Source organism: Paraburkholderia atlantica (genome assembly GCF_009362785.1).
Taxonomy (GTDB): Bacteria; Pseudomonadota; Gammaproteobacteria; order Burkholderiales; family Burkholderiaceae; genus Paraburkholderia; species Paraburkholderia atlantica.
The window spans coordinates 56,857-71,050 of the sequence record NZ_WHNQ01000024.1 but is presented as its reverse complement, the minus strand read 5'-3'; the positions used below and the strand labels follow the sequence as shown (position 1 = coordinate 71,050).

11 protein-coding genes and 1 tRNA gene are annotated in these 14,194 nt (G+C 63.8%); 6 read left to right on the top strand and 6 right to left on the bottom strand.

Annotation, left to right across the window (positions count from 1 at the left end; genetic code table 11):
* Positions 1-7: 7 nt before the first annotated feature.
* On the bottom strand, positions 8-1,843 hold the full coding sequence (locus GCT19_RS28295; protein WP_152853770.1) for an ABC transporter ATP-binding protein: 1,836 nt from the start codon (positions 1,841-1,843) through the stop codon (positions 8-10).
* 698 nt (positions 1,844-2,541) lie between these two features.
* On the opposite strand from GCT19_RS28295, the gene GCT19_RS28290 reads away from it, so the two are divergent.
* From GCT19_RS28290 to GCT19_RS28280, 3 genes are all read left to right on the top strand, one after another.
* A complete protein-coding gene (locus GCT19_RS28290) occupies positions 2,542-3,606 on the top strand; it encodes a glycosyltransferase family 4 protein (protein ID WP_152853769.1) in 1,065 nt (354 codons plus the stop codon).
* Between the two features lie 254 nt (positions 3,607-3,860).
* Positions 3,861-4,715: a hypothetical protein gene (locus GCT19_RS28285; protein WP_152853768.1), complete on the top strand. Its 855-nt coding sequence runs from the start codon at positions 3,861-3,863 to the stop codon at positions 4,713-4,715.
* A gap of 150 nt (positions 4,716-4,865) precedes the next feature.
* Positions 4,866-5,330: a DUF2214 family protein gene (locus GCT19_RS28280; protein WP_013090023.1), complete on the top strand. Its 465-nt coding sequence runs from the start codon at positions 4,866-4,868 to the stop codon at positions 5,328-5,330.
* Positions 5,331-5,358: 28 nt separating this feature from the next.
* On the opposite strand, the gene GCT19_RS28275 is transcribed toward GCT19_RS28280, so the two are convergent.
* The 5 genes from GCT19_RS28275 to GCT19_RS28255 form a co-directional block, all read right to left on the bottom strand.
* The gene (locus tag GCT19_RS28275; RefSeq protein WP_152853767.1) at positions 5,359-7,233 is read right to left on the bottom strand and encodes an ABC transporter ATP-binding protein; all 1,875 of its coding nucleotides are present in this window, start codon (positions 7,231-7,233) and stop codon (positions 5,359-5,361) included.
* Positions 7,234-7,706: 473 nt separating this feature from the next.
* A tRNA-Val gene (locus tag GCT19_RS28270) sits at positions 7,707-7,781 on the bottom strand.
* Positions 7,782-7,829: 48 nt separating this feature from the next.
* Positions 7,830-8,564, bottom strand: coding sequence for a DNA polymerase III subunit epsilon (gene dnaQ / locus GCT19_RS28265; protein ID WP_013090020.1), 735 nt, complete (start codon positions 8,562-8,564; stop codon positions 7,830-7,832).
* Positions 8,565-8,646: 82 nt separating this feature from the next.
* Entirely contained in the window at positions 8,647-9,093 is a 447-nt protein-coding gene (rnhA, locus tag GCT19_RS28260; protein WP_018433444.1) for a ribonuclease HI, read from the bottom strand.
* The gene (locus GCT19_RS28255; RefSeq protein WP_152853766.1) at positions 9,090-9,968 is read right to left on the bottom strand and encodes a class I SAM-dependent methyltransferase; all 879 of its coding nucleotides are present in this window, start codon (positions 9,966-9,968) and stop codon (positions 9,090-9,092) included. The genes rnhA and GCT19_RS28255 overlap by 4 nt, the downstream gene beginning before the upstream one ends.
* Positions 9,969-9,986: 18 nt before the next feature.
* On the opposite strand from GCT19_RS28255, the gene gloB reads away from it, so the two are divergent.
* From gloB to GCT19_RS28240, 3 genes are all read left to right on the top strand, one after another.
* Positions 9,987-10,778 carry a hydroxyacylglutathione hydrolase gene (gene gloB / locus GCT19_RS28250; protein WP_018433446.1) on the top strand — a complete coding sequence of 264 codons (792 nt, stop codon included), beginning with the start codon at positions 9,987-9,989 and terminating at the stop codon, positions 10,776-10,778.
* A gap of 157 nt (positions 10,779-10,935) precedes the next feature.
* Positions 10,936-12,621 carry a transglycosylase SLT domain-containing protein gene (locus tag GCT19_RS28245; RefSeq protein WP_152853765.1) on the top strand — a complete coding sequence of 562 codons (1,686 nt, stop codon included), beginning with the start codon at positions 10,936-10,938 and terminating at the stop codon, positions 12,619-12,621.
* A gap of 264 nt (positions 12,622-12,885) precedes the next feature.
* Positions 12,886-14,127, top strand: coding sequence for an MFS transporter (locus GCT19_RS28240; protein ID WP_018433448.1), 1,242 nt, complete (start codon positions 12,886-12,888; stop codon positions 14,125-14,127).
* Positions 14,128-14,194 lie beyond the last annotated feature (67 nt).

Sequence of the window (14,194 nt, the reverse complement as noted above, 5' to 3'; positions counted from 1 at the left end):
CGTGGCGTCAGGCTACGTGCTGCTCGTCGACCTTCTTGCCGCCGATATGCAGCGTCTGGCCCTTGCCATACTGCTTCGCGAGCAGGTCGCGATAGAGGCCCGGACGCTGACGCAGTTCTTCGGGCGAACCGTCGTCGATGACCTTGCCGGCGCTCATGACGATGATCCGGTCGAAATTGTTCAGCGTCGACAGACGATGCGCGATCGCGATCACGGTGCGGCCCACCATTAGCCGGTCGAGCGCCTTCTGGATCGCTTCCTCGGACGCGCTGTCGAGCGCCGACGTCGCTTCGTCGAGCAGCAGGATCGGCGCGTTTTTCAGAATTGCGCGCGCGATCGCGATGCGCTGGCGCTGGCCGCCCGACAGCTTCACGCCGCGGTCGCCGACGATCGTGTCGTAGCCTTCCGGCATCGCTTCGATAAAGTCCGCGCAACGCGCCTCGCGCGCCGCGGCGAGCACTTCCTCGCGGCTCGCCTCGGGGCGGCCGTACGCGATGTTCTCGTACACCGTGCGATGGAACAGCGAAATGTCCTGGGGCACCAGCGCGATCGCGTGACGCAGGCTGTCCTGCGTGATCGACGCGATGTCCTGGCCGTCGATCTTGATCGCGCCGCCCTGGGTTTCGTAGAAGCGCTGCAACAGCGCGAGCACCGTCGACTTACCGGCGCCCGACTTGCCGATCAGGCCGACGCGCTGGCCCGGCTCGATATTGAGGTCGAAGTGATCGAGAATCGGCCGGCGGCGCGGATACGCGAACGTGACGCCGTCGAACGTGACGCGGCCGCCCTGCGGCACGATTTCGGTCGCGTCGTCGCGATCGGGCATGCCGTGCGGTTCGAGCAGCGTGCGCACCGCCTCCGCGAGTCGCGCGACGTGCTGTGTGACGTCGACGAGCGCAACCGCGAGATCGCGCGTGCCGTGCAGGATCGTGAAACCGAGCGAGCTGACGAGCACGATGTCGCCCGAGGTCGCGCGGCCCTGGTCCCACAGCCACAGCGCCCAGCCGAGCAGGCCGGCCGACAGCAGCGCGGTGATCACGGCGTGCAGCAGACGCAGCTTTTCCAGATACAGCAGGCTTTGCTGGCGCGCGTCCATTTCCGCCTTGACCGTCGACGCAAACCGCCGCTGTTCGCGCAGTGTCATGCCGAACGCGCGCACGAGGCCCATGTTGCTGATCACGTCGACGAGCTCGCCGTCGACCGATGCCGCCTTGGTCGCGAAATTATGGTGACGCGCGGAGCCGCGGCCCGCGAGCTTGTAGAGCACAACGGCCAGGATCGCCGAGCACAGCATCAGGCCGCCGGCCATCAGCGGGTTCACCGAGATGATCATCACGATCGCGCCGAGCACCGCGATGCACGGCGGCAGCACGTTCCACGCGGTGGTGTTTTCGGCGGTGTAGACGGCGTTCGAGGTCGCGGTGATCCGGCTTGCCAGCATGCCGGGCTGCTTTTCGGCGTAGTAGGTCGGCGAATGGCCGCTCAGATACTGGAATAGGTCACGCCGCAAATCGCCCGTCACGGCGACGAAGGTGTGCGCGGCGAACCAGCCGCCGACTCGCCATAACAGGTTGTCCGCTGCGATCAGCCCGACGAGGATCGCGAACGCGCCCCACAGCGGCCCGGGATGATGGCGGCCACCGGCGAGCACGTCGATCAGATGTTTGATCGCGTATTGCGAAGCGAGTGCACAGCCCACGGCCGCAAACACGCTGCACAACACGATCGCGTGCGCGACCGGATGGCGGCGGATAAAGCGGAAGAGAAACGCAAGCGGCCGGTGCGCATAGCTCGCGAGCTTTGCGTTCTGGGCGTTTCGCTGGGCAATGGTCAAGTGTTCCAATTGAGCTGAGATCGATGTGTTGCGGGTTGTGCATGCAAAGCGCGGACCACACGGACAAGCATGGCTCTCCGTGAAGCCGATGCTTCGCATTGTAAACATGCAAAGGCGATTGCGCCCTGTGTATCCGGGCTTTGACGCGACTGATTTCGCGATGGACCTCCGCAATCTGCGTCGTCTCGACACACCAGCCGACGGGCCATGCAGGCAGATTGCGGAAAATTTCGAGATATACTTACAGTTTGCATTCAACCGAGCCGTGGCAATTTTGCAATTTCTACCGGCAACGTTTGATGCACGAGAGCTCACCGACTTGATACGCCGTGCCTCGCTGAACCTTCGTCGATACTGTAGAACTGTCTTTGAAAACAAGGGTTTGCAAAGTGTTTCGCGTTTGTAACAACGTAAAGACTTTGAAATGTTGTGGTGCGGCAACAATTCGGGCATCGATAATGCGTGCTCGTTAGCCCCAGCAAATTTTCTGACAGTTTGTCAACGTAGGTGCCCCATGCGCGTTTACTCGCACATGCGCAGACGCTGATCCACTTGTCTGGGCTCGTTACCAAAGCGATCCATCGCAGGATTTCTCAAAAGAATCAGGCCCGCGCCGGGATCTCCGGCCAGACTGCCCTGGCGAGCAAGCGAGTCGCTTTTTCCAATTGCAGTACTTTTGCCTGATTTTTTACTAGGAGTTCGTCAATATGCGAATCGCTCAAATCGCTCCGCTGCACGAGGCGGTTCCTCCCAAGCTGTACGGTGGTACGGAACGTGTGGTCTCCAATCTGACCGAGGCGCTGGTCGAGCAGGGCCACGACGTCACGCTGTTTGCAAGCGGTGATTCGCAAACCTCGGCGAAGCTCGAAGCTTTCTGGCCGCAGGCGCTGCGCCTCGACCCGACGATCCGCGACGTGATGGCGCCGCACATGCTGCTGCTCGAAGAAGTGCGCCGCCGCGCGGACGAATTCGACGTGCTGCATTTCCACATCGACTACTACCCGTTCTCGCTGTTCGCGCGTCAGCCGGTGCCGTTTTTGACCACGATGCACGGCCGTCTCGATCTACCGGAACTGCAGCCCATCTTCAATACGTTCAAGGACGTGCCGGTCGTGTCGATTTCCGACAACCAGCGCATCCCGCTGCAACAGGCGAACTGGCTGCAAACCGTCTACCACGGTCTGCCGGAAAACGTGCTCACGCCGATCCCCGACGTCGAACCGGGCTACCTCGCATTCCTCGGCCGCGTCTCGCCGGAGAAGGGCCTTGACCGCGCGATCCGCATCGCCGGCCAGGCAGGCATGAAGCTCAAGGTCGCCGCCAAGATCGACAAGGCCGACCGTGCCTATTACGAAGAAGTGATCAAGCCGCTGATGGCGCTCCCGCATGTCGAGTACATCGGCGAAATCGGCGAAGCCGAAAAGCGTGAGTTCCTCGGCAACGCGCATGCGCTGGTGTTCCCGATCGACTGGCCGGAGCCGTTCGGCCTGGTGATGATCGAGGCGATGGCTTGCGGTACGCCGGTGATCGCGTTCAATCGCGGTTCGGTGCCCGAAGTGATCGAGAACGGCGTGTCGGGTTTCGTCGTCGAAGACGAAATCAGCGCGGTCGCTGCGCTCAAGCGTCTGCACACGCTGCCGCGCGCCGGTGTGCGCAAGGCGTTCGAAGCACGTTTCACGTCGATGGTGATGGCGAAGAACTACGTCGCCGTCTACGAAGACCTGCTGCGCAGCAAGCATCGCACGGCGCTGCGCGAAGTCAACGCGGGCTGATTGGCGGTTGATTTGCCGCGGTTGTTTCGCGGTAGATGAGACGCTGGCAGCAGGAACCACACTTCTTCTGCCGCTCTGAACGCCCCGCCGGCACATCGCCGGCGGGGCGTTGTTGCATGCGCGCCGCGTTTTTCGTCGGTGCACAGCTGAAAATACCGGTTTCCGCGCGGCGCGAACGAGCCGGGCTCGGTAATATCCCTATAATTGCCGTGCCGCAACTTGGGCTGCGGTGCCGCCGACGACAGGAGGATGCCTTGGCGAGAACGAAAGAGACGCGCGCGAACGCCGCGCCCGGCGCCGGAACGATTTTTACGTTGCGCGCCATCGGTCTCGTGCTCGCCGCCCGCTGGCTTTTTTCGATGTCCGAGATGAGGCTGACCACCGCGCTGACCGCGATGGCGTCATCACCGTGGGCATGTATCAATCTCGTCTTTCTGTTCCTGCTGATCTTCCTGCCGGGCGCGCGCGCCGTCGCCGAGCGTCCGTTCCATCCGCTCCCGCAATGGCTGCGTCAGGCGCTGCGCCTGTTTGCGTTCCTCGGCTTTCTGTTTGCGCTGTGGTCGGTCGGCGCGTTCGTCGCGACCGCGGGCTGGCGTCGCGCGATGCAGGCGGTCGCGGCCACCAACGGCTGGCTCGTCGCGGCGCCGGTGCTGTATGCGATCGTCTTGTGGATCTGCCGGCCGCTGCCGTTGTGGCGCACCAATGTGGCGGCGCGGCGCTTTGCGATCGGCCGCTATGCGGTGTCGCTCGATCCGGCGACGCGCACCGTCGTCGTGTGGGCCGAGCGGCGCAAGGTGGGGCAATACGATGCGCGCGAATTGTCGGTGCGCTGGGCGAGCGGTTCCGATGCGCGTGCGACGCCGGCACCCGCGCCCTCAGTCGTGTTCGGCGCGGCGGGCGAGGCCGGGGCGTCGGCAGCGCCGATGCCGTCGGTCGCGGCGCCCTCGCTGGCGCGCAGCACGTTCGGCGTTCGTCCGAAGGTCGAGTTGCTGTGGGATTCGCCGGCCGCCGCGGGGCATAACCGGCAGACCGTTTTCCGCGCCGCGCTGACAACCGAAGGCGATCGCGTCGCCGCCCGCGCGCTCGACACGACGCTGCGCCAGGTCTAACGCTGCACGTTTTGTGCTATCGGTCACATCGCGTGGCCATTGCACGCATCCCGAAGCGAAGCTTCGTCGATAATGCAATCAAGTCGCCCGGCTTGCAGGCGGGCGAGTGGGACACTCATCGATCGTATCGCGCCTTTCGCAGGAGTCGCTATGCTGGTTCGCTGGTTGATTGCCGCCCTTCATCTGCTTGCTTATGGCTTTGCGCTCGCGTCGATTCTCAGACGCACGTGGTCGCTGCGTCGCGCGTCAGTGCCCGCCGCGTTGCGTTCGGTGTTTCGCGCCGATTCGCGCTGGGGCATCGCCGCGCTGGTGCTGATCGTGACCGGCTTGATGCGCGTGTTCGGGGGCTATGAGAAGGGCGCCGACTACTACCTGCACGAGCCGCTCTTTCACGTGAAGATGACGCTGCTGGTGCTGATCCTGATCCTCGAAGTGCCCACGATGCTCGGCCTGATGCGCTGGCGCGCGTCGATCCGCAGCGGCGCGGCGCCTAATCTGAAGAAGGCGCGTTCCTACGCGCATTTCAGCGTGATCCAGACGGTGCTGCTGGTTCTGATGGTGTTTGCGGCGACCGGAATGGCACGCGGCATCGGGCTGCCCGCCGGCGCCGTGTAGCGCGGCGGGCCTTCTTTACATTGCGACGCTAGCCGACCAGCAAGCCGGAATCGTCGACCCGGTCGGCTTTGACCTCTGCCGACTCGCGCACGAGCTCCGGCTCGCCGAGACCCTTGATCAACTCCAGCGCCTGACGCTCGAACAAACGACGGTACAAGCCGTTGTCGCGTTTGATCAGCGCGTCGTGGCTGCCTTCCTCGATCACCTTGCCCTTGTCCAGCACGAGCAGCCGGTCGAGCGCGCGCACCGTCGACAAGCGGTGCGCGACCACCAGCGTGGTGCGCCCCTGCATCAGCCGCTCCATCGCCCGCTGGATCAGCACTTCGCTTTCGCTGTCGAGGCTCGACGTGGCTTCGTCGAGAATCAGGATCGGCGCGTCGGCAAGAAACGCCCGCGCGATTGCGACGCGTTGACGCTCGCCGCCCGATAGCTTGATGCCGCGTTCGCCGACCAGCGTGTCGTAGCCTTTCGGCAGCGCGGCGATGAAGTCGTGCGCGCTGGCGAGCCGCGCGGCGCGCTCAATGTCGACGCGGCTCGCGCCGGGCCGTCCATACGCGATGTTCTCGGCAAGCGAGCGGTGAAACAACACCGGCTCCTGCTGGACGATCGCGATCTGGCTGCGCAGCGACGCCTGCTGGACCTGCGCGATGTCCTGGCCGTCGATCGTGATCCGCCCGCCTGAAATGTCGTGAAGGCGCTGGATCAGCTTGATGAAGGTCGTCTTGCCCGAGCCGGAATGACCGACCAGCCCGACGCGCTCGCCCGGCGCGATGCGGATCGAGAAGTCGTCGTAGAGCGGCCGGCTGTGCACGCCATAGTGAAACGACACATGCTCGAAGCGGATTTCGCCGTTGCGGATCGCGATCGGGCCGGCGCCGGGGCGATCCTCGATGCCGAGCGGCTGGCTTTCGAGCGACACCAGTTCCTCCATGTCGTTGACCGAGCGCTGCAGGTTGCGGATGTGCATGCCGATGTCGCGCAAGTAGCCTTGCAGCATGAAGAACATCGTCAACGCGAACGTGATATCGCCGACGCTCGCTTCACCGCGCGCCCACAGCAGCAGCGCCACGCCGAGAATCGCAGCCTGGATCGCGGCCAGCATGCCGCCCTGGAGGCCGCCGTTGAGCGTGCCGCGCACCCAAGTGCGCCGCGTGCGCTGCCGCCATTTGCCGATCACGTACCCAAGGCGCGCTTCCTCGCGCGCTTCCGCGCCGAAAGCCTTGACGACGCCGTTGCAGCTGACCGCATCGGCGAGTGCGCCGCCCATGCGCGTGTCCCACGCGTTCGCGAGACGCGCGGACGGCGCGACGAAGCCCAGCGACACCGTCACGGTCACGCCGATGTACAGCAGCGAGCCGATGCCGACGACGACGCCCATCATCGGCCAGCGCGAGCCGAGCAGCAGAGTCGCGCCGACCAGCATCACCAGCGATGGCAAGAGCGCAATCAGCAGCGTGTCGTTCAGCAGGTCGAGCGCCCACATGCCGCGCGTGATCTTGCGCACGGTCGAGCCGGCGAAGCTGTTCGCGTGCCAGTCGGTCGAGAAGCGCTGCACGCGATGAAACGCACGCGCGGCGATCTCGCTCATCATCTTCAACGTGAAGCGGATGATGTTGAAGTACACGCCCTGGCGCAACAGCGTCGCGGTGAGGCCGAGCGCGGCGAGCACGCCGAAGGCCTCGAGCGCGTGATGCCAGACGGGCGCCGACGACGCCGGGCCGGCCGCGATCGCGTCGACGAGACGTCCGGCGAAGACCGGCGTCAGAATGTCCGCGCCTGCCGTGAACAGCGCGAGCGCCGCAATCACGACGATGCGCCACGGCTGCTGTGCCCAGTGGCGGAAGGTGAAGCCGAGGACATCCTTGAAGGCTTGTCCGCGAAAGTCGAATTTTTTGTTGGCCATTTGCTTTCGACCCGGCGACGCACGAGCGCGCCGAGGTTCCAGTCAGAAGCGAAAAAGGTAGACAGCCAGCGGAAGCCGGAATGCGCGCAGGGACTGTCTGAAGTGAACGCGGCGCGCCTGTCGAGGCGGCCTGCGCATCAGCTACGAGGCTGCGGCTTTTAAGGCCGCATCGGTCGTGGCGGACGGGCTGACGGTCGTGGGACCATGCGAGGGAGCGCGCGATGCACTGCGAACATGTGGCGCCTCCCTGAAATGGTTCAAGATGGAGAAACCGGACAGAGCCGGACCGGGCGAATGCCCGTCTGCCGAATATAGCAATAGTGCGGGGCGCTCGCCAACCTACGGAACGACGTGGTTCTACAGCCAGTGGAATCTCGTGCTGCGCACGCGATTGTTTTTGCGGCAAATAGAAAAAGGGCTTACGCATTGCTGCGTAAGCCCTTTTGTCTTCGGTGATCGACACACCAAGAATCTGGTGGGTAGTACTGGGATCGAACCAGTGACCCCTGCCGTGTGAAGGCAGTGCTCTACCGCTGAGCTAACCACCCGAAGAGATTGAAATTATGTCAGGGAATTTGGGGTTCGTCTAGTCTTTTTTAAGCAGTTTGCTCATCAGTTGCTGGCGCGGGCTCAAGACGCCATACGCTCGCGCCTTTGATCGCCTTGTCGAGATCGTCGAGCACGGCTTCGTGCGCGGCGCTTTCGTCGTCACTCGCGGCGATCACGACCAATTCCAGCGAGTCGAGCGCGACACGCGGCGCATCTGTATCGCCGCCGGCCTGCGCTTCGCCGAGCATGTCGATGACGAGGCTTTCCTGGCCCCGCGTCATCGCCAGATAGACCTCGGCGAGCAATTCCGAGTCGAGCAGCGCGCCGTGCAGCGTACGGTGCGCATTGCTGATGCCGAAGCGGTCGCACAGCGCATCGAGCGAATTGCGCTTGCCGGGGAACATCTGCTTGGCCTGCGCGAGCGTGTCGATGATCTCGCCGCAGTGCGTGCTCACCGGCGGCAGTCCGAGCAGCGCGAACTCGGCGTCCAGAAAGCCGATGTCGAATGGCGCGTTGTGGATGATCAGGTCCGCACCCTGGATGAAGTCGCGGAACTGGTCGATGATCTCCGCGAACTTCGGCTTGTCGCTCAGAAATTCCGTCGTGAGGCCGTGCACCGCGAGCGCGCCCGGATCGCTGTCGCGCTCTGGGTTGATATAGAAGTGCAGGTTGTTGCCGGTCAGCCGGCGGTTCACCAGCTCGACGCAACCGAGTTCGAGAATCCGGTCGCCGCCGCGGGCATTCAGGCCGGTAGTTTCGGTGTCGAGGATCAGTTGACGCATGTCGGAATAGCCTGCTTCGAAAAAAGTGCAGAAAAAAGGTGAAGAGGGCGGCGCGCGTCGTTGGTCGATGCGCTCACGCCCTTTACATCTCGGCGAGCGACGCCACGCCGCGATTGGCCAACTGATCGGCGCGCTCGTTTTCCGGGTGGCCGTTGTGACCGCGCACCCAGCGCCATTCGACTTCGTGCTGCGCGACGAGCGCATCGAGCCGCTTCCATAGATCGGCGTTCTTGACCGGCTGCTTCGCCGCGGTGACCCAGCCTTTCTTCTTCCAGCCGTGAATCCACTCGCTGATGCCTTTCTGCACGTACTGCGAATCGGTGTGCACGATCACCTTGCAGGGGCGCTTCAACGCCTCGAGCGCGGAAATTACGCCCATCAGCTCCATGCGATTGTTGGTCGTGTTGGCCTCGCCGCCGAACAGTTCTTTTTCCTGGCTGCCGAAGCGCAGCAATGCACCCCAGCCGCCAGGGCCGGGATTGCCCTTGCAGGCGCCGTCGGTATAGATGTCGATGTGATCCGGAGTCATTCGGTGTGGTTACGTGTGTTCGGGGTGGCGGCGGGCGCGAGGCCTGCCGCGAGCACGGGCTTTTTCACTTTGAGCGGCCCGACGAGACGCATGCCGCGCACGCGCTTGATCGCCTTGATCATGTAGGTGGCGCCGAAAATCGGCCACCAGCGGTCGCCGGCGGCTTCCATGAAGCCGTAGCGTGCGAGCCATTGATCGCCCGCGAGCGGCGGACGATAGCAGCCGAAGCGCCCGCGTTCAAGGTCGAAGCCGAGCAGCTTGATCCAGTCCTTCAGACGCGTAAACGCGATCAGGTCGACGGCCGAAGGCACGAACGGGCGGCCTGTCATTTTGCCGATCGACTGCCGTACGCCCCACAGCGACAACGAGTTGAAGCCGAGGATGATCAGTTGGCCTTCGGGCACCAGCACGCGTTCGGCTTCGCGCAGCAGCCGATGCGGGTCGCTGGTGAATTCGAGCGTATGCGGCATCACGAGCAGATCGACGCTTTGCGCTTCGAACGGCAGATCGAGCAGGTCGCACCAGACTGCGCTGCGCCCGGCCGGCGCATGCAGCCCCGGCGCACCCGGTGCCGCGTTGGCGGGATCGTCGCCGCGGTTGCCCGCGCCGCTGATCCCGCTGACGCTGCCACGACGTGCCGCAGGGGGATACGTGTACGGCGCGCTCGCGCCGCTCGCCGCGTCGAGCACGAGGCCGCGGCACGGCATGCGGTTCTCGCGCAGCGCGTCGAGCTGCGGCAGGCCGAGTTGCAGCGCATGATAGCCGAACACGTCCGACACCACGCGATCGAGCTGGGTTTGCTCCCAGTCGAGCACGTAGCGGCCTGGCGGCGAATCGGTCCAGGCAGGCCAGTCTATAATCGCTCGGTCAGTCATATTAAAAATGCGTCGCCTATGAATGCGCTCGAGTACGTGCCGGTCCCGGCGTTTGAAGACAATTACATCTGGGTCATTGCCGACGGACGCCACGCGGTCGTCGTCGATCCGGGCGAAGCCGCCCCTGTGCGCGCCTGTCTGGCCCAACGAGGCTGGCGGCTGAGCGCTATTTTACTCACGCACCATCATCAAGACCACGTCGGCGGGGTGGCCGATCTGCTGAACGGCCAGGACGTGCCGGTCTACGGCCCCGCCAGCGAAGCGATAGCGCACCTGACGCATCGTCTCAAAAGCGGCGATCACGTGACGATCCCGGCACCCGCACTCGAATTCAGCGTACTCGACGTGCCCGGTCACACGAGCGGACACATTGCCTATTTCCAGGCGGCCGATACGCGCGGCACCCCGCACGTGTTTTGCGGCGACACACTGTTCGCGTGCGGTTGCGGGCGCCTTTTCGAAGGTACACCGCAACAGATGCTGAACTCGCTCGATGCGCTCGCCGCGCTGCCCGGCGCAACCGAAGTGCATTGCGCTCACGAATATACGCTGTCGAACATCCGCTTCGCGCTCGCTTGCGAGCCGCACAACGCCCAACTGCAGGCGTGGCGCGACAAGGCGAATGAGCTGCGCGCCCGCCACCAGCCAACGCTGCCGACCACGATCGCGCACGAGCGCGCGGTCAATCCGTTCCTTCGCGCAGACGAGCCGGCGATCCAGTCGAACCTCGAAGCACAATTGCACGAAACAGTGTCTGACAGGCTGAAGGCCTTCACATTGATGCGCGAATGGAAGAACCGCTTCCGTTGATCCGGAGCGCATTCGGCAGTTCTTCACGCGATGAATCGGAAAAATTCGCCAAGCCCCAGATTTGGTTGATTTTTTTCTTGATTTTCCAATTGACGGAAACGTTGACGTTTCGTACTATCGGCTGCAAATTCCAGCCCTTGTGGAAACCGAGACGTTCATGCGATTTATCTTAAGCGCGTTATTGGTCCTGACACTCGCCGCATGCGCGAGTCAGGGACCGACGACGAATACCGCCAATAACCCCGCCAGCCAGCAAGCCGTAGCCGACGCCCTTCGCAAGAACGCCACCGCTAAAGAAACCATCAATGTCGACCAGAGCTCCGTCAATCAGTTGACGAGCCAGGACGCCGATCTGTGGGGCCGCATTCGCCGTGGCTTCCAGATGCCGGATCTGCAGAGCGACCTCGTCGACATGCAGCTCAACTGGTATGTGCAACGTCCCGATTATGTGCAGCGCATGACCGAGCGCTCGCAGAAATACCTGTATCACATCGTCGAGGAACTCGAGTCGCGCCATATGCCGACCGAGCTCGCGCTGCTGCCGTTCATCGAGTCCGCGTATAGTCCGCAGGCTTTGTCGGTCGCCAAGGCGGCGGGCATGTGGCAGTTCATGCCGGGCACGGGCCGTACCTACAACCTGAAGCAGAACATGTGGCAGGACGAGCGCCGCGACGTGCTCGCGTCGACCAGCGCCGCGCTCGACTACCTGTCGAAGCTGCACGATATGTTCGGCGACTGGCAACTCGCGCTCGCCGCGTATAACTGGGGTGAGGGCAACGTGCAGCGCGCGATCGCGCGCAACGAGGCGGCGGGTCTGCCGACCGACTACCTGAGCCTGCGTATGCCGAACGAAACGCGCAACTACGTGCCGAAGCTGCAGGCGGTCAAGAACCTCGTGACGAACCCGCAGATGTACGGGCTCACGCTGCCGGCGATTCCGAACCACCCATACTTCGTGACGGTCACGACCTCGCACGATATCGACGTCGACGTCGCCGCACGGCTTGCCAACATGTCGACCGACGAGTTCCGCTCGCTGAACCCGTCGTTCAGGAAGCCGGTGATTCTCGGTGCGACGCAACCGCAGATTCTGTTGCCTTTCGACAACGCGTCCGCGTTCGAGCGCAATCTGAAAACGTACTCGGGCTCGCTGTCGTCCTGGACCACCTACACCGTCGACGCACGGGCGACACCTGCGGCGATCGCACAGAAGATCGGCGTCGACGCAGACACGCTGATGGAAGTGAACAAGATTCCGGTCGGCATGCGCCTGAAGCCGGGCTCGACGATCGTCGTGCCGCGCGGCTCGGACGACGACGAGGACATCAGCGCCGACATCGCCGAAAGCGCGGTGCTCGCGATGGAACCCGACGTGCCCGACACGCGCAAGATGCTGATCCGAGTGCGGCGCAATCAGTCGATGGCCGCCATCGCGCTGCGTTACGGCGTGTCGGTCGGTCAGTTGAAGGCGTGGAACAAGACACATCGCGATCAGGTTTCGCGCGGCCAGGTGGTCGTGCTGCACGTGCCGGTCGGCAAGCCGGTACCGAGCGAGCCCGGTCCGGAAAAGATCGCCGCCGACGTGCAAGGCGGCAGTGTGCAGAAGATCGGCGTCCATGCCGCAGACACTCGCGGCGATTCGCGCTACGATAAAAAGAAAGGGCGCGGCCACTCTGCCATCGTCAAGGTCTCCGCGCCGGGCGGCAAGGGTGACAAAGCGGCGGCGCCCGCCAGCAAGGGCAAGGTCGAGAAGGTGTCGGCCCCGGTGCCCGGCAAGGCGTCGAAGGCTGCGGCTGAGAGCCGCCCGAAGACCGTGGCCAACGCGAAGAAGAAGGGTAAATAGACCAATAGCGGCTCTCACGGTAGTGACCACATGCGTTGCGGGGGCAGCGCATGGATTGCGCTCCGATCACGCACCGTGTTCATCCAACGCCGTCACCTCAGGGTGACGGCGTTTTTCATTGCGCCGACGATTCCTGCGGGTTTGCCGTATTTAATTTATTGTTCGTGCTTCGGCCGCGTTGGCCGCGGGACGCCGTTCTGTCCTGATCCGTGCGAACCTCGGGCCAGGTTCATTAGGTCCATTGCCAGGTTTTCTTCCTGATTTATGTCGTCGACCCAACTGCGTGTCTTCCTGCTTTTTTCCGCCGGCTACTTCGTCTCTTACGTGTTTCGCGGCGTCAACCTTGGTTTCGCGCCGTTCATCACGCGCGATCTCGGTCTGTCCGCCGCCGATCTGGGTGTGCTGACGAGTCTGTATTTCCTTGGTTTCGCGGGCGCGCAGATCCCCGCTGGCGTGCTGCTCGACCACTTCGGCGCGCGTCGCGTGACGGCCGTCACGCTGCTGTTCGCCGCGCTGGGTATCTGGGTGTTCGGCGCCGCGCACAGTCTCGGCATGATGATGGTCGGGCGGCTGTTGATCGGCGTCGGCGTGTCGGTGTGCCTCGGCGCCGCGTTCAAGGCGCTCGCGCAGCATTTTCCGGTGGCGCGTCTGCCGTTGATGAACGGGCTCGTGATGGCCGTCGGCGGTTTCGGCGGCGTGATGGTTGGTTCGCCGCTCACGTGGGTGCTGGGCTTCTCCAGTTGGCGCGCGGTCTGCGTTGGGCTCGGGGTGCTGACGGTGGTGGTCGCGCTTGCGCAATGGACGCTCGCGCCGGACGCACGCGAAACGCATCGCCAGACGAGCCTCGTCGCGCAGTTCAAGGGCACGTGGCACATCCTGCGCAGCGCGGCATTCTGGAAAATCGCGTCGTTCTCGGTCGTTACGCAGGGCGTTTTCTACGCGATGCAGTCGTTGTGGGTTGGAGCATGGCTGCGCGACGTACAAGGCTTCGAGCCGCACCAGGCGGCGGCGCTCGTGTCGATTCTCGGCTTCGCGATGATGGCGGGGTGCGTCGGTTTCGGCGCGGCGGCGCGTAGCCTCGAGCGGCGCGGCCTCTCGCTGTACGCGTTCTGCGGCATCGGCATGGCCTTATACGTGCTGACGCAGATGCTGATCATGTTCAATGCGCCGCTGCCGGCGAGCTTGTTGTGGGCCGCGTACGGAATCTTCGGTGGCACCGGCATTCTGAGCTACGCGGTGATGGCGCGACATTTCCCGCCACAAATGATCGGCCGGGTCAACACGACGCTGACGCTGATTATTTTTCTGCTGATCTTCGGTTTTCAGATCGGCGTTGGCGCGGTGCTGTCTCACTGGCCGTCGAGCGGCGGGCATTATCCGGCGGTCGCGCATCTGAGCGCGTGGGAAATCCTTGTCGGACTGCAGGTGCTGAGCGCAATCTGGTACGTATTGCCGGGTCGGCAGCTTGCCCGGTCGGGCGAGATGCGCGCGGAGCAGGAGGCCTGACCGGCCGCACGGCACGCCGGCCCAAGTCCGCGCCCTATCTCAGATTTGGAAGGAAGGGCGGTTTCAG